Origin of the sequence: Subtercola sp. YIM 133946 (assembly GCF_036553535.1) — a bacterium.
In the GTDB taxonomy this organism is placed as follows: Bacteria; Actinomycetota; Actinomycetes; order Actinomycetales; family Microbacteriaceae; genus Subtercola.
The window spans coordinates 356,494-375,197 of record NZ_JAZHPE010000045.1; the positions used below are offsets into that span (position 1 = coordinate 356,494).

An 18,704-nucleotide genomic window follows, 5' to 3' on the forward strand; every position below is an offset into this window, starting at 1 on the left:
ACACCAATGGAGATTCCGATGAAACTCGGCCCCTCGCTCCACCGCATCGGCAACGACATCGTCGCGGTCTACCTCATCGTCACCGACGAGGGCATCACCGTGATCGATGCCGGCCTGCCGGGCATGTACGCCGACCTGAAGAACGAACTCGCCACGATCGGCCGCTCTCTCGCCGACATCCGCGGCGCCATCATCACCCACGGCGACAGCGACCACATCGGGTTCGCCGAGCAGCTGCGGCGCGAGACCGGCGTGCCGATCTACCTGCACGAGGCCGACGCGGCCCGCTCGAAGGGCCTCGAGAAGACGAAGTCGCCTGGCGGCCACATGAAGATCGGGCCCACGCTCGGTTTTGCCGCCTACAGCCTGCGCAAGGGAATGTTCTCGCCGAAGTACCTCACCGAGGTGAGCGAACTGGTCGGTGGTGAGACACTCGACCTGCCGGGTGCTCCGCAGATCATCCGGATGCCCGGGCACTCACCGGGCAGCATCGCCGTCTACTCGCCACTCGTCGATGCGGTGTTCGTCGGAGACGCGCTCACGACCCGGCACGTGCTCAACGGCGTCACCGGAATGCAGCCCGCCCCGTTCACCGACGACCCGGCCGAGGCGCTCGAGTCGCTCTCGCACCTCGAGGGCATCACGGCCACGTGGGTGCTGCCGGGCCACGGGGCGCCGTACGGGGGCGGAACGGTCGCCGCCGTGCGTGAGACCCGGGCCGCTGCTGCCGGCGCCTGAATAGCCTGCGCGTGGGTCTTGATACGCCCGCGGTGCGGGCTACTCGACCGGCGTAGTGCGGGCCGCTGGTTGAGTAGCGCGCAGCGCGTATCGAAACCGGGGTGTGCGCGGCGGGCGGGGTCTCGATACGCCCGCTCTGCAGGCTACTCGACCGGCGTAGGCCGCTCAGGTCTCGTCTGACTCGACCGGCTCGGTCGAGAGCAGCTCGTAGACCCCCTTGAGGATCTCGTCGGGGCGGAACGGGTACTTCGCGATCTCGGCCGGGTCGCTGATGCCGGTGAGCACCAGGATCGTGTGCAGCCCGGCCTCGATTCCGGCGACGACGTCGGTGTCCATGCGGTCGCCGATCATGCCGGTGTTCTCGCTGTGGGCGCCGATCTTGTTCAGCGCCGAGCGGAACATCATCGGGTTCGGTTTGCCGACGACATAGGGCTCCATACCGCAGGCCTTCGTGATGAGGGCGGTGACAGCGCCGGTGGCCGGCAGCGGCCCTTCGGCGCTCGGCCCGGTGGCGTCGGGGTTCGTCGAGATGAACCGGGCGCCGGCGTTGATGAGCCGGATGGCCCGGGTGATGGCCTCGAAAGAGTAGTTGCGGGTCTCGCCCACCACCACGAAGTCGGGGTTGGTGTCGGTGAGAATGAAGCCGGCCTCGTGCAAGGCGGTGGTGATGCCCGCCTCGCCGATGACGAAGGCCGAGCCGCCGGGCTGCTGCGACTTCAGAAAGGCCGCGGTGGCGAGCGCCGACGTCCAGATGCGTTCCTCGGGCACCTCGAGCCCCGAGGCGAGCAGGCGGGCGCTCAGGTCGCGCGGCGTGAACATCGAGTTGTTCGTGAGCACGAGGTACGGCTTGCCCTCGTCGCGCCACTGCTGAAGGAGCTCAGCCGCGCCCGGCAGGGCCTGGTTCTCGTGGACCAGCACGCCATCCATGTCGGTCAGCCAGCATTCGATTTCGTCACGACGCGACATGGTGCTCCTCCAGGTGCTCACCCGGGTTCGGGTGCTCCCCACAAGGGTACTGCGAGTCGCCTGTGCGGGGTCTGGCCGGTGCCTATGGGCAGCCGGAGGAGCTTGGGAGCGGGCCGGCCGGGCAGCAGCCCGGGCGCAGCCGGTCAGAGCTGGCGCCACAGGCGCCGCCGGGCGCGGCCGGTCAGAGCTGCGAGCCGTCGACGCTGAACGTGTCGCACGCTGGCGGACCGCCGCCGAAGCCGGCCTGGAACCAGCGCTGGCGTTCGGCGCTCGAGCCGTGGGTCCACGTCTCGGGGTTCACCTGGCCGCCCGACTGCTGCTGAATGCGGTCGTCGCCGATCACCGAGGCGGCGTTCAGGGCATCGGCGATCTGCTGCTGCGTCAGCGGTTCGATGAACGTGGTGCCGTTCGCGTCGCGGGTCGTGGATGCCGCAGCCGCCCACGCTCCGGCGTAGCAGTCGGCCTGCAGTTCGGTTCGCACCGAGTCTGACGTCGGGCCGGTGTCCTGGCGGTCGGTCTGGTCGAAGGTGCCCGCGAGTTGCTGGATGTGGTGGCCCCATTCGTGCGCGACCACGTACATCTCGCTGAGCGTTCCGCCGCTGGCACCGAATCGGCTGCGCAGCTCGTCGAAGAACGAGGTGTCGACGTAGATCGTCTGGTCGGGCGGGCAGTAGAACGGGCCGGTGGCGCTCGACGCCTGGCCGCAGGCGGTGTTCGTCGACCCGTCGAACAGCACGAAGTCGGCGGGCGAGTGGTAGCTGACTCCGAGCGCGGGCGCCTCGGACTGCCAGTACGCGTCGAGCGAGTTGGATGCCCCGACCATCAGGCACTCGACCCGGGCGTTCGCGTCGGCACCGGTCTGGCAGTCGAGCGCCTCCTCCGACCCCTGGGACTGGCTGCTGCCGCCGGCGCTGCCGTCGATCAGGCCGGTGAGGTCGACGCCGGTGAGCTGCGAGAGCAGGATGACGCCGATCACGACGATGACGCTTCCCCCGCCCACCGCGACGCCGGTACGGCCGCGCTTGCTGACCCGGCTCGTGTCGAGGCGGGACTTGTCGTTGAACGTCACAGACGAACTTTAGGCGGTGTGGGCGCCGACCTCGATGGCCACGACGGTGAACCGGGTCTGCGGCCCGATCAGCAACAGGTCGACACCGGTGCTGTGCAGCAGCGGCACGAGCTCGGTGTCGCCGCGCGACGAGATCTCGGCGGCGTTCGCCTCGAAGATGCCGGCCATGCCGGCGGTGGCGAAGTACTTGTTGCCGCCGTGGTGCACGACATGGGTGTAGGTCAGCGTCGTCAGTGCCTTCGTCGCCGGCCGGGCATCCATTCGGCTGGCGACAGGGCCCGCCTCGGTGAGCGGGCGGGCGGCTGAAGAATTCTGAACTCGGTGCACGAATAGAAGTTTAGATAGGCTAACTACTTGCTCGGCAGGGATTGAATTTGCCGCTGCGGTGTGCTTCACGACACCGGCTCGCAGGGCTCGCAACACCCGCGGTGAGCCGTGAAAACTACACTGGAGCCATGCCCGCCCCGAGCCTCACCACCGCCGCGCAAGACTACCTGAAGGTGATCTGGGCCGCCGCCGAGTGGTCGGCCGAGCCCGTCACGGTGAAACAGCTCGCCGAGCGCACGGGCGTGAGCGCCGCGACGGTCTCCGACGGCATCCGCAAACTCGCGGGGCTCGGGATGCTCGTGCACGAGCCGTACAAAAGCATCGAGCTGACCGAGGCCGGCCGGCTCGTCGCGGTGCAGATGGTTCGGCGGCACCGGCTGGTCGAGACGTTCCTCGTCGAGACGCTCGGCTACTCGTGGGACGAGGTGCACGACGAGGCCGAGGTGCTCGAGCACGCGGTGTCTGACACGCTGATCGATCGCATCGACCGGATGCTCGGCTTTCCGCGGCGCGATCCGCACGGTGATCCCATTCCGTCGGCCGCGGGGCACTCGCACCGACCCGATGCGGTGCGGCTCAGTGCGGCGGCGGTCGGGCATCCGCTCGTCGTGTCGCGCATCTCCGACGCCGACCCGGCGGTGCTGCGGTACGTGGCCGACCGGGGAGTGCTGCCCGACGTGCGGGTGACGATCGTGGGGGCTGCGGGTGCTGCGGGTGCTGCGGGTGCTGTGGGTGCTGCGGGGGTGGGTGCTGCGGGGGCTGCAGGTGCTGTGGGGGCCGCGGGCGCAGCGGGCGCCGCGGAGGCTGCGGGGGCGGGGGTGGGTGCGTCTGTCGGCGCCGGTGCGGGCGGTGGCGCGCCCGCGGGCGGCGGAACAGGGCCCGACGGCCTCGTGGTGCTGCTGGGCGGCACCGGCACCGGCGACGCCCGCGAGCGGAGGGTCGAACTCGTGCAACGGGCAGCCGACGCCATCTGGGTGACCGGGGTGGAGGCGTGAGCGGCGCGGACGGCGGGGCCGGCGCGGCCGGGGGCCTCGGCGGGGCCGGGCGCGGGCCGGCGGGAGGTGCGACGGGCTGGGCCGGGGCACGCGAGCTGTTCAGAGAGGTCACCCCGGCACCGGTGTGGCTGCGGGTGATCGGAGTGCTCGCCCTGGTGGCCGCGGTGCTGCTGATCGTCGACGCCACGCTGATCGATCCGGCATCGTTCCAGGGTGGGGGAGCGGTCGCGGCCGTGATCGTCGCCATCGTGCTCCTGCTGGTGGGGGCGATCGCGCTGGTCGTGCGCATCGTGGTGATCGTCGACGAGTCGCAGGTGATGTTCGCCCTGTCGCCGGTGTGGCGGCTGCGGTTCGCGCGCTCCGACGTCGAGTCGGCGAAAGCGGTCGACCTCGTCGCGCGCGACGTCGGGGGCCCGGGTTACCGCGTGCTGCCCGGCGACCGGCGCGCCCTGCTGTTCGGCTCAGGGCCCGCGGTGACGGTGCAGCGCCGCTCGACGGGAGTCGCCTATACCGTGCGCACGGCCCGCCCCGCCGAGCTGCTCGGGGCGGTGCTGCGCCGCTGAGCATCCGGTGCCGGGTGCCGCGCGGGGTGGATGCGCCACCTTCGCTGTACATCTGGGCGGGTGGTCGGGCGACCACCGTGCCGGGGCGCGTCAGGGGCCGAGGCCGCCCGCGATCGTCAGGCCGATCAGGGCCACGTTGAGCCCCACGATGAGCACGGCGACGACCCAGCAGACGATGCGCATCACGGTGCGGTTCGCGAACGGGCCCATCAGCATCCGGTCGCCGGTGAGACGGATGAGCGGAATCAGCGCGAACGGAATACCGAGGCTCAGAAACACCTGCGACAGCACCAGCGCCCAGGTCGGGTTGACCCCGATGCCGAGGATGATCAGGGCCGGGATGAGCGTGATCACCCGCCTGAGCAGCAGCGGGATGCGCACGGTCAGCAGGCCCGCCATGATCGTCGCGCCCGCGTACGACCCTACCGAGGTCGAGGCGAGGCCCGACGCGAGCAGCCCCACGGCGAAGATGACGCCGATGACGGGGCCGAGGGCGGCCGTGATGGCGGCGTGAGCGCCGGCGATGGTGTCGGTTCCGGTGACGCCGCCGAGGTTCGCCGCCGCAGTGAGCAGCATCGAGATGTTCACGGCGCCGGCGAGCACGAGGGCGGCGGCGACGTCCCACTTGGTGGCGTGCAGCAGGCGGCGGATGCTCGCGGCCGTGCGGCCGGCGTGCGGGTTGTCGCCGCCCGCCGGAACGTGGCGGTCGCGGGCGAGGGCGGAGTGCAGGTAGATCGCGTGCGGCATCACGGTGGCCCCGAGCATCCCCGCCGCCAGCAGCACGGTGTCGGTTCCCTCGAAGCGGGGCACGAGGCCCGCAGCCGCGTCGCCCCAGTTCACCGGGCTGACGAACAGGCCCGCCAGAAAGCCCAGCGCGATCACGCCGAGCAGCGTCATGATCACCGTCTCGAACGGACGCTGCCCCCGACGCGACTGCACAGCCAGAATGATCATCGAGATCACCCCCACGATCACCCCGCCGAGCAGCAGCGGCAGGCCGAACAGCAGTTGCAGGGCGATCGCTCCGCCGATGACCTCGGCCAGGTCGGTGGCCGCGGCGACGAGCTCGGCCTGCACCCAGAACGATCGGCGGCTTGCCGTGCGCATGCGGCCGCCGAGCAGCTCGGGCAGGCTGTGGCCGGTCACGATGCCGAGCTTCGCCGACTGGTACTGGATGATCATGGCCATCGCGTTGGCGGCGACGAGCACCCACACCAGCAGGTACCCGTAACGCGCGCCGGCCGTCAGGTTGGCCGCGACGTTGCCCGGGTCGACGTACGCGATCGCCGCGACGAACGCGGGGCCGAGCAGGAAGAGGATGCGCGGGGCGCGGGCCGCGGCGGCGGTGATGCTCGCGGCGGGGTGCTGCCCCTGCTCCTGTTGCCCCTCCTGCTGCCCCAGTGCCATGATTCAGTATGGCACGGCGATGTTAGATGCATCTAACATTTGGGCGGTCGCGCAGCGGGTGTTCGCGCGGCGGGTATCTTGGGGTGCGTGGCAGACGCTCCCCTGAATCCGGCCGGCCCGGGCCCCGCTGCGGTGAACCCGGCTGCGGCGAACCCCTCGATCGAGCTGACGACGAACGGGGTAGGGCCGTGGCAGGGCGAGCTTCCGACCGAGCCGCACTACGACCCCGAACTGCTCGCCCGCGGCGACTCGCGCAACGTCATCGACCGCTACCGGTACTGGACCATGCAGGCCATCGTCGAAGACCTCGACCAGCGCCGGCATCCATTTCACGTCGCCATCGAGAACTGGCAGCACGACATGAACATCGGCTCCATCGTGCGCAGCGCCAACGCCTTCGCCGCCGACACCGTTCATGTGATCGGCCGCAAACGCTGGAACCGCCGGGGTGCCATGGTCACCGACCGCTACCAGCACATCGTGCATCACGACACCGTCGAGTCGTTCGTCGAGTGGGCGGCGGCGGATGCCCTGCCGATCATCGCGATCGACAACGTTCCGGGTTCGGTGCTGATCGAGACGTTCGCGTTTCCCGCCCGCTGTGTGCTGCTCTTCGGCCAGGAGGGCCCCGGACTCACCCCCGAGGCGGTCGCCGCGGCCTCCGCCGTCGTCGAGATCAGCCAGTTCGGCTCGACGCGCTCCATGAACGCCTCGGCGGCAGCCGCCGTGGCCATGCACGCCTGGATTCTGCAGCACGTGCGCTTCGGATCTGAGTAATCATCATGTATGCTTCGGAACATGACTATGAAACATGCTCACTTGTCGTCCCGTGCGGTCGTGGCAATGGTCGCGGTAAGTGTGACCCTCGGGGCGCTCACGCTCGCCTCCTCAGCCTCCGCAGCCACTAGCCACTTCAAGCCTGTCGCCGAGTCGCCGGTCGCCGTCGGCAATGACCCCGAGGCCGTCGCCTATGACCCCAACCCTGACTCGGCAACTGGGCATCCACGAATCTACGTGGCCAACCGGGTCGATGGTGATGTCATTGAGATCGATGCGGTGACAAGAGCGCTAGTCGGTAAGCCGATCGTGTTGAAGCATTCCGTCGGTGTGACCAACCCGGAGCCGTGTGCCATCACGGTCGACGCGAAAGACGACCTCGTTCTCGTTGCGAACTGCGCCGATGACTCCGTCGGCGTGATCGATGGGGCGACGAACAACGAGCAACTCTCGTCTCCACGGCCCGTAGGTCAAAATCCCGACGCCATCGCATGGGACTCGGTGAACGGCCTCGTCGATGTCGCAAGCTATATCGACGGAACGGTTTCGCAGTTCGACCCGACCCGGAACACTGTTGCAACTGTCGTCAAGGTGGGCGATCCCATGACGAGCAAGCCAGAGGGCATTGCTGTCGATCCCGCGTCTCGGCAGGTCTTCGTCGCCCTACAGGGCGATGATGCGCTCGTCGTCTTACCACTCGATCTGAGCACGCAGGTGCGGCTGACCGATGACTTGCACAGTCCCAACGCGGTCGCGGTCGATTCTGCCCGCGGGCAGGTTTACGTCGCGAACTACGACAGCAGCACCGTGACCGTGTTCGGCGCCACGAGTGGCAGCGAACTGGCCGGGTCGCCCGTCACTGTCGGAACCAACCCGAACGCCCTTGCTGTCGACCCCGGCACAGGAATCCTGTACGTGGCAGACTTCAACACCGGCGCATCGATGATTGACGAGACTAGTCTCCTGGTCGTCGCGACCGTAGGTAATCAGAAAGGCGCCGGAAAGCCGGCCGGGGTGACGGTCGACCCGACCGATCACACTGCCTTCTTTGCCAATCAGGCGACCGCCAACGTCACGGCACTGCAGCAGACGGAGAGCCCGACGATCACGTCGGGCAACCCGGTCGCGGGCACGGTGGGTGACGCTTATCGGTTCGAGTTCACAGCCACGGGCATCCCGATGCCGACAGACTTCAGCCTCGCGGGCAGGCTTCCGGCCGGGCTGACGTTCGCTGGGGGTGTCATCTCGGGAACACCGACCGAATCGGGTGACTTCGTCATCACCCTGACGGTGTCGAACGGCGTCGATCCTGTAGCCACGGCCCAGTATACACTCCACATCGATGCGGTGGCACCGCCGACGACGACGCCGACCACTCCGCCCACGAAGCCCGGCGGACACCTGCCGACGGTGGCTGGGTAGCCGACGGGCCATCAGTCACCCCGGCACCCGGTTCGACGTGAACAGGACCATGAGGTCGATGACGGCGCGGCTGACGGCCGAACTGCGGACCGCGGCCCTGCGGACGACGGCCCTGCGAACTGCGGCCCTGCGGACGACGGCCCTGCGAACGGTGATCGCGGTGACGGCGAGTGCAGGGCTGGTTGTGGGGCTGACCTCGTGCGCGATGTTCGAGGCGCCGCAACCCGCCGGCGCGGGAGCGTCGGCGGGGGCCGCGTCAGCGGCGCCCGACCCGTACGTGGCGCCGAGTGCCGAGGCGGTCGCGGCGCTTCCGGAGGCGCGGTACGACGCGGTGATCGCCGGGCTGCTGGCGTATGCCACACCGACCTCGTTCGTTCCGTCGGGCGGTGACCTCGACTCGGTCGCAGAGGGTGGCACTGCAGGCGCGGGCACTGCACGCGCGGGCGCGGCAGGGGAGGGCACTGCAGGGGCGGGCACTGCAGGGGCGGGCACTGCAGGGGCGGGCACCGCAGAGGAGGGCACGGCGCGGGGGGCGAGCACATTCCACCTCGCGGCGGATGCCGCGCTGTACGGCGCCGACCGGGAGACGCCGGTGGCGCGGCTGGCGGCGGTCAACTTTCTGGGGCAGAACACGGTGGTGGTGCCGGTGCAGTCCGACGGCGACTGGACCATGGTGTTCACGCCGGCGCGCCAGGCCCTCCCCTCGCAGAACGGCGGGGTGGCGGCGGCCCAGACCACGGCGTGGATGCGCACGAGTCTGCTCATCGCCGATCCGCCCGCTAATGCCGGGGACAGCACCAGCCCGGGCGTGAGCGGCATCACAGTATCGGTCGGCGCCCAGACGCTGACGATCTCGGCCGCGGGGCGGGCCGACCAGACGTTCGCGGTGGGCGTGGGGGCGGCGGGTACGCCGACGCCGACGGGTGTGACCGGGTACATCCAGGCCCGATACCTCGACCCTGAGCAGGGTGAGGCGGTGTACCCGATCCAGCTGACTTCGCTGCACTCGGCGGTGGCCGACGATCCGTACGGCGGAACAGACGGCGGGCTGATCGGGGTGCACTTCGAAGAGGAGAACACCGGGCAGGTCTCGCACGGCTGCATCCGTCTGCCGGCCGACGCCATCACCGCCGTCAACGCGCTGCCGCTCGGCACGCTCATCACCATCACGCCGTGACGCCCGGTGCGACCACCACCATCACGACACCACGTCGTGACGCACGGCCAGCTCGGCGCAACCACACCGTGACGTATCCGCGCACCTGATGCCGCCGGGAGCGGCGCGCTGGCCCCTAGGGTGGGAGGGTGGGGTACCTGTTCCTGGCGCTGGCGATCGCCTCCGAAGTCGTCGCCACGACGTTTCTGAAGTTCACGTCGGGGGAGGGCGTCACCATCGCCAACCGCTGGTGGGCGTATGCCATCGTCGTCGTGGGCTACGTCGCCAGCTTCGTCATGCTGAGCCTCACCCTGTCGAAGGGCGTGCCGCTCGGCATCGCCTACGCGATCTGGGGCGGCGTCGGCATCGTGCTGGTCACGGTGATCAGCTGGGTCGTCTTCAAGGAGTTCCTGAGCTGGGTGCAGATCGCCGGCATCGTGCTCGTCATCGGCGGGGTTCTGCTGCTCGAGCTGGGTGTGAAGCGCTGATGGCGGCAGAAGCCACGGGCAGCGACGCGGGCGACCCAGACGACGGGATGAGCGAGGCCGAAGCCGTGCATCCGCACCGCCGGCGCAACATCGCGCTGCTGGTGGCCGGCACGTACTTCATGGAGAACCTCGACGGCACGATTCTCACGACGGCCGCCCCGAGCATCGGCGCCGCCTTCGGTGTCGCCTCGCTGAGCGTCGGCGTCGCGGTCACGGCGTACCTGCTGACCCTCGCCGTACTCATTCCGCTGAGCGGCTGGCTGACGATGCGGTTCGGGGCACGGCGCATCTTTCTGACCGCGATCGCCGTGTTCACGGTCGCGTCGATTCTGTGCGCGGTGAGCCAGAACCTGACCGAGCTGACGGTCTTCCGTGTGCTGCAGGGTGTCGGCGGCGCGATGATGGTGCCCGTCGGCCGGCTCAGCGTGCTGCGCGTCACGAGCAAGCCCGACCTCATCCGTACGATCGCCCTGCTCACCTGGCCGGCGCTCGCGGCACCGGTCATCGCCCCGCTCGTCGGCGGGATTCTCACGACCTACGCCTCCTGGCACTGGATCTTCATCATCAACGTGCCGCTCGGCGCCGTCGCGTTCATCGTGGCGCTGCGCATCGTGCCGGGCGAGGAGCGCCTGCGGCCGCCGGCGCTCGACTGGATCGGGTTCGCGCTCACTAGCGTCGGCCTCGGCATCCTCGTGTTCCTCGGCTCGCTGATCGCTGACGCGGGCACGGCGTCGCAGGCCGGCGGCGCTGCGACGACCCCCGCCGACGTCATCCTGCCCATCGCCCTGGCCGTGCTGGGCCTCGGCCTGCTGGCCCTCGCGACGCGGCACTTCCTGCGGGCACCGCACCCCCTGCTGCGCCTCGGCACGATGCGGCTCGAGACGTTCCGGCTCGCGCATTCGGGCGGCTCGGTGTTCCGGATGACCATCAGCGCCCTCCCGTTTCTGCTGCCGCTGCTCTTCCAAGACGAATTCGGTTACTCGCCCGTAGTCGCGGGCGCTCTGGTGCTGTTCGTCTTCGTCGGAAACCTCGGCATCAAGCCGTTCACTACGCCGATGCTGCGTCGTTTCGGCTTTCGAACCGTCATCGTCGGCGCCTCGCTCGGCGCCGCCCTGAGCATGGCGCTCTGCGCGTTCCTCACCGCGAGCACCCCGTTCGCCGCGATCGCCGTGTTGCTCGTGTTCAGCGGCGTCGTGCGCTCGATCGGCTTCACCGCCCTCAACACGATCGCGTTCGCCGACGTGCCGCACGTCGACATGACCGACGCCAACACCTTCGCCTCGACGCTGCAGCAGGTGGCCGCCGGGTTCGGCGTGGCCATCGGCGCGATCGCCCTGCGCGGCGGCGAGGCCGTGGTCGGCGGCCTCGGAGCCTTCCAGTTCAGCTTCGTCGTGCTGGCGATTCTCACCCTGCTTCCCGCGTTGGGAGCACTGCGCCTCAGTCGTTCCGCGGGCGAGAACATCAGGCCGACGGCGTAAACAGCACGAAACACCCTCGCTCTATAGTCGGATGATGGGCGAATCACCGGGCGGAGCATCCGCCACCGGCGCGAGCGCAGGCACCTCGGGCGCCCGCGCGACCCCCCGTGCGCCCTCCGACACCGCGACCTCCACCCCCGCCAGCCCGGCAACTCCCGGGGCCGGCGCCGCCACCCCCACCTCCGCAGCGCTCGACCGCCTCATCGTCGCCGAAGCCTCGAAGTCGTACGGCCGCCCCGGCGCCCGGCGCGCGGCCCTCGCCCCCGTCGACCTCAGCATCGAACGCGGCCAGTTCGTGAGCATCATCGGCCCGAGCGGATGCGGCAAGTCGACGCTGCTGCGCCTGATGGCCGGGCTCGAGCATCCGGATTCCGGCTCGGTCAGTCTTTTCGGCCGCTCACCCGCCGAGGCCGCCGCCAGCAAGTCGATCGCCTTCATGCCGCAGGTCGCGGCCCTGTTGCCGTGGTCGAACGTGCTCGAGAACGTGAAGCTGCCCTCGAAGGTGAACAGGCGAGCGGATGCCCGGCGGCACCCCCGCGCCGGCGACCCCCGCGAGGGCGACCCCCGCGCCGGCGAACCCGGTGCCAGGGAGTCGAGCGCCGGCGCCCCCCGCCCGGCGGCGGCCGACCCGGTCGCCCTGCTCACCGAGCTCGGGCTGGGCGACTCGCTGCGGGCGCTGCCGCACGAGCTCTCGGGCGGCATGCAACAGCGGGTCGCGATCGCCCGCGCCTTCGCCACGCAGGCCGATGTGTTGCTGATGGACGAGCCCTTCTCGGCCCTCGACGAGTTCACCCGCGAGGCCACCCAAGACCAGCTGCTGCTGCTCTGGCAGAAGCTGCGCACCACGGTGGTGTTCGTGACGCACTCGGTGCCCGAGGCGGTGGTGCTCTCTGACGTGGTCGTGGTGATGTCGCCGCGTCCGGGCCGCATCGCCTCTGTGGTGCCGATCGACGCGCCGCGGCCCCGGCGGCACGGCCTGGTCGAGGCACAGGTACTGCACGACTACGAAGACCTCATCCGAGCGGAACTGCAGGCGGCGGGCGCCGCATGAGCGACGTGTGGGGTGTGACGCGTTCGCGCTGGTCGCCGAGGTTCTGGCTGCCCACCGTCGTCGCGGTCGTGATCGCCGGCCTGCTCTGGGAGTGGATCGCGATCGGCAATCCGTACCTCCTCCCGCGGCTCGGCCAGGTCGGGCTGCAGCTCGTCACAGAGACCCCGTACTACCTGCAGAACGCCGCCGTGACCCTGAGCGAGGCCCTCATCGGCCTGGCGATCGGCCTCGTCTCGGCGTTCGTCGTGGCGGTGCTGGTCACCGAGTCGGGGCTGCTGCGGCGGGCGATCATGCCTCTGGCGGTCATCCTGAACGTCACGCCGGTCGTCGCGATCGCGCCGGCGCTGGTGGTGGCCTTCGGGTTCGGGCCGGCCCCGAAGCTCATCGTCACCGCGCTGATCACGTTCTTTCCGATTCTGATGAACCTCATCACGGGCCTGAATTCGGTGTCTCCGCCGGTGCTGCAGGTGTTCCAGACGCTGCACGCGTCGCGGCTCGAAGTGCTCGGGCGGCTGCGGCTGCCCAGCAGCCTGCCGTACCTGTTCGCCGCGCTGCGCGTGGTGTTCCCGCTGTCGCTGGTCGGCGCCGTCGTGGCCGAGTTCTCGGCGCCGGGTGCCGGCAAGGGTCTCGGAACGGTCATCAGCGTCGCGTCGTCGAACTCGCGGCTCGCGGTCGTCTACGCGGCCATCGCCTGTCTCGCTGCGATGGGTTCGCTGCTGCTGCTCTTCGTGATTCTGCTCGAGCGACGCGTGCTGCGCTGGCACGAGTCGCAGCTGCTGCGGCGGGCCTGAGCCCGAGCATCCGCCCCCGCCGGCCGCTCCACCCACCCGAATACTTCCCACCCCCGTCGCCCGCCCGCCCGACCGCTCCACCCACCCGAATACTTCCCACCCCCGTCGCCCGCCCACCCGACCGTTCCACCCACCAGAACGCTCCCCACCCGAACGCTCCCCACCCGACCCGAACGGACCCCATGCCGACCCCCCACCTCCACCCCCGCACCCCGCGCCGGGAGCGCCCCCGCCACCCGCGCCGCCCCCGCCTGCTCGCCGCCGCGACCCTGCTCGCCGCGGTCGGGCTCGCCGTCGCCGGATGCTCGACCACCCCCGCGACCACCGTCTCAGCCGCGCCCTCGGCGTCGGCGATCTCGGCCGACCGGTGCGCTCAGAACAAGGCCGCCGGCGCCATCGACTACATCACCGGGTACCAGTACCAGGCGTCGGCGAGCATTCTCGACGTGCTGGCGGCCAAGCAGCTCGGCTACTTCGATGCGCTGTGCCTCGACGTTCGCATTCAGCCCGGCACCGGAGACACCGCCGCCAACGCGCAGCTCGTCGCAGCCGGCACGGCCACCTTCACCGACCTGGGCGGCGACGCCGACCTGCTGCGCTCGCAGGCCAACGGGGTCGATGTCACGGGCATCGCGACGTATGGCCAGGTGCCGATCGCCACGCTGATGACGATGCCGAGCATCACCGACCTGAAACAGCTCGACGGCACCACTCTGGGCCAGAAGGGCCAGCTGCCGCCCGAGATCCAGACGATGCTGGTGGATGCCGGCGTCGATCTGTCGAGCATCACCCAGGTGGTCGTTGGCTATGACCCGACCATCCTGCCGCGTGGTCAGGTGGAGTCGCTCACCGGATACAAGTCGAACGAGCCCCTGACGCTCAAGGCCGACGGTACCGATGTCACGCAGTGGAACCCCGAAGACTACGGAATCCCCGGCACCTTCGGCACGGTCGCGGCCAACCCGGCGTTCATCGCCGCGAACCCCACGGCGACCGAGGACTTCTTGCGGGCATCCTTTCACGCCTACGACTACTGCCTCACGAACGCGACCGAGTGTGTGGCAATCGCCGCCGACCTCTCGGGTGCTGGCTATGACAGCGACCACAACCTGCAGGTCTGGCAGACCGAGAGCGGGCTCGTGACGAGCTCACAGCCGGCCGGAACTCCGGTGGGGTCGCTGAACGCCGACCTGCTGGCGAAGGAGGCGCAGTTTCTCGTGACGAGCGCAGTGCTTCCGGCGGCCCCCGACCTCACCACGGCGACCGACCCCTCCTTCGTCTCGGCGATCTACGCCGGCACCGACCTCATCTGGCCCGCTCCGTAGCCGGATGCCCCGCGATCGATTCGCGGGTTTCGAACAGTGTCAAGCGGGCGCACCCACCCGAATCCGTGAATCGATTCCGGTCGGCGGCACCGGTCACAGGCAGGCGTCAGCCTGGCGCGCCTAATGTGGAGTCATGCGACGCAACGTGTGGGCGGCCCTGACGGGTGTGGTCGCTGCCGCAACGGTTCTGGCGTCAGCCGAACTCGTCGCGGTCTTTCTCTCGGCGTCGGCCAGCCCGCTCTTCGCGGTCGGCTCGCTCGCCATCGACCTCGCTCCGCCTGGGGTCAAAGACCTGATGATCTCGCTGTTCGGCACGGGCGACAAGGCCGCGCTGCTGACGCTGCTGGGCATCGTGGTGGTGGCGGGCGCCTGCGCCGCCGGCCTGCTCGAGTACTACCGGTCGCCCTGGGGCATCGTGGTGCTGGTGGTGTTCAGCGCCATTGCGGTGGTCGCTGTCACGACGCGGGAGGGGGCATCCGGATTCTCGGCGATCCCGACGGTGATCGGCATGCTCGTCGGGGTGTTCGTACTGCGGGCCCTGCAGCAGCGGCTGAAGCGCTGGACCACCCGTGAAGCGGGGGTGCGCAAACGCGCCGAGGCGGCCGCCGCCGTCATCGCGAGCGGAGTCAGCACGCCCGTCGCGGCCGAGATCGCGCATGTCGACACCGCTGCACAACCCGTGCGCACCGGCCCCGCGGCCTACGAGCGTCGCCAGTTCCTCACCTTCATGATCGTCGCGGCGGCGGCGTCTGCCGTGGTCGGGGTCGGCTCGCGGCTGATGAACGCCACGGCCACTGCCGTGCTCAACGCCCGAAACGCTCTGGTGCTTCCGGCGCCCTCGACGCCGGCCCCGGCCATCCCACCGGGCGCGGAGCTCGGCATCACCAATCTCAGCCCCGTCATCACGCCGGCCGCCGACTTCTACCGCATCGATACGGCGCTGCAGGTACCGCAACTGAACCCCGACACGTGGAGCCTGCGCATCTACGGCATGGTCGAGAACGAGGTGACGATCTCGTTCGCCGATCTGCTCGCGCTGCCCCTCATCGAAGACACGGTCACGCTCACCTGCGTCTCGAACGAGGTCGGCGGCGACCTGATCGGCAACGCGACCTGGCTCGGCTACCCCATTCGCGACCTGCTGGCCCGTGCGAAGCCGACGGCCGGCGCCGACATGGTGCTCTCGAAGAGCTCAGACGGGTTCACGGCGGGCTCGCCCCTCGAGGTACTGCAAGACGCGAACCGGCAGTCGCTGCTGGCGGTGGGTATGAACGGTGCCCCGCTGCCGATCGAACACGGCTTTCCGGCCCGCATGGTCGTACCCGGCCTCTACGGCTACGTCTCGGCCACGAAGTGGGTCGTCGAGATGAAGGTCACCACGTTCGCTCAAGACATGGGCTACTGGACGCCTCGGGGCTGGAGCGCCCTCGGCCCCATCAAGACCTCGTCTCGCATCGACACCCCGCGCAATGCGTCGGGGCTCGCCGCCGGAACGATTCCGATCGCGGGCGTGGCCTGGGCGCAGCACACCGGCATCGCAAAGGTCGAGGTGCAGGTCGACAATGGCGACTGGGTCGAGGCGACCCTCGCCGACGCCATCTCGGCCGACACCTGGCGCCAGTGGATGCTGCCGTGGCAGGCCACGGCAGGCGACCACGTGATCGCGGTTCGCGCCACCGACGCGTCGGGTTACACCCAGACGACCGACCAGGCCCCACCGGCGCCGAACGGCTCGACGGGCCTGCACACCATCCAGCTCACCGTGCAGTAGCCGCCCCCGCCCGCGCCCCCCCGCCCCGCCCCCCCGCCCCCCGCCCCCAGCGGCACCAGGTGGATCACGATTTCCGCCCTTCCGCGCCCGATTCTGGACGGTTTTCGTGATCCATCCGAGGCAGGGGCGACGGTCAGCCGATGAGCGAGGGACGCAGGTCGCGCAGGGTGCGGGCTCGAGTGGTGCGCGAGGCGAGGAAGTACGTGAACGCCCCGGCGCCCAGCAGCCAGATCGCCAGCACCCCGGCGTCGTTCAGCGCCAGCAGCATGTCGCCTCCGTACATCAGCTGCCGCATGCCGTCGACCGCGTAACTCATCGGCAGCGCGTGGTGCAGTGCCGCCAGCGGCCCGGGCAGGGTCTGCCACGGGAACGTGCCGCCCGCCGTCACGAGTTGCACGACCATGAGCACGAGCCCGATGAACTGTCCGACGCTGCCGAGCCACACGTTCAGCGCCAGGATGATCGCCGCGAACGTCACCGAGGTGAGAATCATGAAGGCGAGCATCCCGGGCGCGTTCGCCACACCGAAGCCGAGCGCCAGCGTGACGACGAGGTAGACGACCACCATCTGCAGCGCGCCGAGCAGGGCGGGGGCGAGCCAGCCGGCGAGGGCGACCTTGAGCGGCGCCTTCATCGCGGTGAGCGCCCGCCGGGAGAGGGGCTTGATGATCAGGAAGAGTGCGTAGATGCCGATCCAGGCCGCGAGGCTGATGAAGAACGGCGCCATGCCGGCCCCGTAGGTCGTGGCCTTGGTCACGGTGTCGGTGTCGACGCGCGCCGGGGTCGCGATGACGGCTGCCGCGGCCTGCGCCTGGTCGCCCGTGTAGTTCGGAATCTGCGCGACACCCGAGGTCAGCCCGTCACGCAGCTGGTCGGCTCCCGCGTTGAGGCTCGTGGCGCCGGTGGCGAGCGTCGCGCTGCCGTCGGCGAGCTGCTGGGTGCCGGTCTTCAGTGTGGCCGCCCCGTCGGCGAGCTGCTGCGTTCCGCTGGCCAGGTCGGATGCGCCATCGGCCACCTGCTGCGTACCGTTCGCGACCTGCTGCGCTCCGCTGTCGGCCGAGGCGATGCCGGCCACCAGCTGCGGAGCCTGGGTGGCGAGGGTCTGGGTGCCGGCGGCGACCTGCACTGCGCCGGACGACAGCGCCGAGACCTGGCCGTTCAGGGTCTGCACCGCGGTGTTGCCCTGGGTGACGGCACCGCCGATCTGGTCGAGCTGGGCCAGAATCGCGGCCTGCTGGTCGGCCGTCAGGTCGCTCTTCTTCAGGGTGTCGACGATGTCGGCTCGAACCGTTGGCACCTGGGCTGCGGCGGCGGCCGTGGTGGCGGCCAGTTTCGAGGCCTGCGTCGCGAGCTCGGCGTTGCCGGCAGCCACCTTCTGCGCGCCATCGTTCAGTTGATCGGCTTGGTTCGGCAGCCCCGACGACTGGTCGGCCAGGGTGTCGAGGCCGTCGGCGAGTTGCTGGGCGCCCGTGTTCGTCTGTGCGGCCCCGTCAGAGAGAGTGGATGCCCCACTGGCAGCCGTGGCGGCACCCGAGGCCAGGTCGGCGGCACCCGAGTTCGCCTGAGCGGCACCGCTGGCCAGGCTCGATGCCCCGGCCTGTGCCTGAGCGGTGCCGTCGGCGAGCTGGTTCGCTCCGTCGACGGCCGTGCTGAGGTTGGCGTGGATGGTCGCGAACCCGTTCAAGAACTGCAGCGCCGCGGCCTCGCCGACCTGCTGCGAGATGCTCAGTCGTACCTTCTCGGCCACGGTGGCCGCGATGGTGCTGGCCAGAAAGCTGTTCGTGTCGTTGGTGGTCAGCTGAACCACGGCCTGCTCGGGCGTCGCCGTGCCCGACGAGGCCAGCATGGTGGAGAAGTCGGGGCCGAGCGTCAGGGTGAAATCGTACGTTCCGTCGGTGATGCCCGAGGCGGCCTGGTCGGCGGTCGCGTCGATCCATTTGACGCCGCCGTCTGCCATCAGCTGGTCGTGCACCTGCCGGCCGTAGTTCACCGACTGGCCGTTCACGGTCGCGCCGGTGTCTTCGACCACGAGTGCCACGGGAATGTTCTTCACATTGCCGTACGGGTCGCTGTTGGCCCAGAGGTAGAGCCCGGCGTAGATGACGGGCACCAGCATCAGGGCGACGAGGGCGAGGCGGGCGAGACTGGTCGCGGTCAGGCGACGCAGCTCGGTTCTGACGAGCGTCAGGATTCTCATGCGTGATCCTTCGAATGCGCGGTGGCCGCGCCGGCGGGGGTGGGGTGTGTGGGGTTCAGCTCGGAGGGTGTGTGCTGCTCGCGTGTGGCGGCGGCGGCGGCCTGCGCCTCGGCTTGTGCCTGTGCCTGCGTCTCGGCTTGCGCCTGCGCCTGCGCTTGTGCCTGCGTCTCGGCTTGCGCCTGC

The 18,704-nt window shown here is 69.9% G+C and carries 18 protein-coding genes; 12 read left to right on the forward strand and 6 right to left on the reverse strand.

Annotation, left to right across the window (positions count from 1 at the left end; genetic code table 11):
- Positions 1-18: 18 nt before the first annotated feature.
- Positions 19-738, forward strand: a complete 720-nt coding sequence (locus V3W46_RS15735; protein ID WP_331784083.1) for an MBL fold metallo-hydrolase — start codon at positions 19-21, stop codon at positions 736-738.
- 165 nt (positions 739-903) lie between these two features.
- Here V3W46_RS15735 and V3W46_RS15740 read toward each other — a convergent pair whose 3' ends face one another.
- The 3 genes from V3W46_RS15740 to V3W46_RS15750 form a co-directional block, all read right to left on the reverse strand.
- A complete protein-coding gene (locus tag V3W46_RS15740; protein WP_331784084.1) occupies positions 904-1,704 on the reverse strand; it encodes an HAD-IIA family hydrolase in 801 nt (266 codons plus the stop codon).
- Between the two features lie 181 nt (positions 1,705-1,885).
- Positions 1,886-2,773: a KPN_02809 family neutral zinc metallopeptidase gene (gene ypfJ / locus V3W46_RS15745; protein ID WP_331784085.1), complete on the reverse strand. Its 888-nt coding sequence runs from the start codon at positions 2,771-2,773 to the stop codon at positions 1,886-1,888.
- Positions 2,774-2,782: 9 nt separating this feature from the next.
- Positions 2,783-3,100: a hypothetical protein gene (locus tag V3W46_RS15750; RefSeq protein ID WP_331784086.1), complete on the reverse strand. Its 318-nt coding sequence runs from the start codon at positions 3,098-3,100 to the stop codon at positions 2,783-2,785.
- 128 nt (positions 3,101-3,228) lie between these two features.
- Here V3W46_RS15750 and V3W46_RS15755 point away from each other — a divergent pair, with 128 nt between their 5' ends.
- Both V3W46_RS15755 and V3W46_RS15760 read left to right on the forward strand, forming a co-directional pair.
- The gene (locus V3W46_RS15755; RefSeq protein ID WP_331784087.1) at positions 3,229-4,095 is read left to right on the forward strand and encodes a metal-dependent transcriptional regulator; all 867 of its coding nucleotides are present in this window, start codon (positions 3,229-3,231) and stop codon (positions 4,093-4,095) included.
- Positions 4,092-4,658, forward strand: coding sequence for a hypothetical protein (locus V3W46_RS15760; protein ID WP_331784088.1), 567 nt, complete (start codon positions 4,092-4,094; stop codon positions 4,656-4,658). The genes V3W46_RS15755 and V3W46_RS15760 overlap by 4 nt, the downstream gene beginning before the upstream one ends.
- Before the next feature lie 90 nt (positions 4,659-4,748).
- On the opposite strand, the gene V3W46_RS15765 is transcribed toward V3W46_RS15760, so the two are convergent.
- Entirely contained in the window at positions 4,749-6,065 is a 1,317-nt protein-coding gene (locus V3W46_RS15765) for an Nramp family divalent metal transporter (protein ID WP_331784089.1), read from the reverse strand.
- Positions 6,066-6,152: 87 nt separating this feature from the next.
- Here V3W46_RS15765 and V3W46_RS15770 point away from each other — a divergent pair, with 87 nt between their 5' ends.
- From V3W46_RS15770 to V3W46_RS15810, 9 genes are all read left to right on the forward strand, one after another.
- Entirely contained in the window at positions 6,153-6,842 is a 690-nt protein-coding gene (locus V3W46_RS15770; RefSeq protein WP_443069993.1) for a TrmH family RNA methyltransferase, read from the forward strand.
- Positions 6,843-6,851: 9 nt separating this feature from the next.
- On the forward strand, positions 6,852-8,264 hold the full coding sequence (locus V3W46_RS15775) for a hypothetical protein (RefSeq protein ID WP_331784090.1): 1,413 nt from the start codon (positions 6,852-6,854) through the stop codon (positions 8,262-8,264).
- 58 nt (positions 8,265-8,322) lie between these two features.
- A complete protein-coding gene (locus tag V3W46_RS15780; protein WP_331784091.1) occupies positions 8,323-9,441 on the forward strand; it encodes a L,D-transpeptidase in 1,119 nt (372 codons plus the stop codon).
- A gap of 128 nt (positions 9,442-9,569) precedes the next feature.
- Entirely contained in the window at positions 9,570-9,908 is a 339-nt protein-coding gene (locus V3W46_RS15785; RefSeq protein WP_331784092.1) for a DMT family transporter, read from the forward strand.
- Complete coding sequence (locus tag V3W46_RS15790) at positions 9,908-11,386, forward strand: MFS transporter (protein ID WP_331784093.1); 1,479 nt, start codon at positions 9,908-9,910, stop codon at positions 11,384-11,386. Before V3W46_RS15785 ends, V3W46_RS15790 begins: the two co-directional genes overlap by 1 nt.
- Before the next feature lie 34 nt (positions 11,387-11,420).
- On the forward strand, positions 11,421-12,437 hold the full coding sequence (locus V3W46_RS15795; RefSeq protein WP_331784094.1) for an ABC transporter ATP-binding protein: 1,017 nt from the start codon (positions 11,421-11,423) through the stop codon (positions 12,435-12,437).
- Positions 12,434-13,228, forward strand: a complete 795-nt coding sequence (locus tag V3W46_RS15800) for an ABC transporter permease (protein WP_331784095.1) — start codon at positions 12,434-12,436, stop codon at positions 13,226-13,228. The genes V3W46_RS15795 and V3W46_RS15800 overlap by 4 nt, the downstream gene beginning before the upstream one ends.
- A gap of 182 nt (positions 13,229-13,410) precedes the next feature.
- The gene (locus V3W46_RS15805; RefSeq protein ID WP_331784096.1) at positions 13,411-14,553 is read left to right on the forward strand and encodes an ABC transporter substrate-binding protein; all 1,143 of its coding nucleotides are present in this window, start codon (positions 13,411-13,413) and stop codon (positions 14,551-14,553) included.
- Between the two features lie 133 nt (positions 14,554-14,686).
- Entirely contained in the window at positions 14,687-16,324 is a 1,638-nt protein-coding gene (locus tag V3W46_RS15810) for a molybdopterin-dependent oxidoreductase (RefSeq protein WP_331784097.1), read from the forward strand.
- A gap of 133 nt (positions 16,325-16,457) precedes the next feature.
- Here the strand turns inward: V3W46_RS15810 and V3W46_RS15815 are convergent, their stop codons facing one another.
- Both V3W46_RS15815 and V3W46_RS15820 read right to left on the reverse strand, forming a co-directional pair.
- Positions 16,458-18,521 carry a YhgE/Pip domain-containing protein gene (locus V3W46_RS15815; RefSeq protein ID WP_331784098.1) on the reverse strand — a complete coding sequence of 688 codons (2,064 nt, stop codon included), beginning with the start codon at positions 18,519-18,521 and terminating at the stop codon, positions 16,458-16,460.
- Positions 18,518-18,704, reverse strand: a 187-nt coding sequence (locus tag V3W46_RS15820; protein WP_331784099.1) for a hypothetical protein, incomplete at its 5' end; no start/stop codon positions are given. The genes V3W46_RS15815 and V3W46_RS15820, both read right to left, overlap by 4 nt.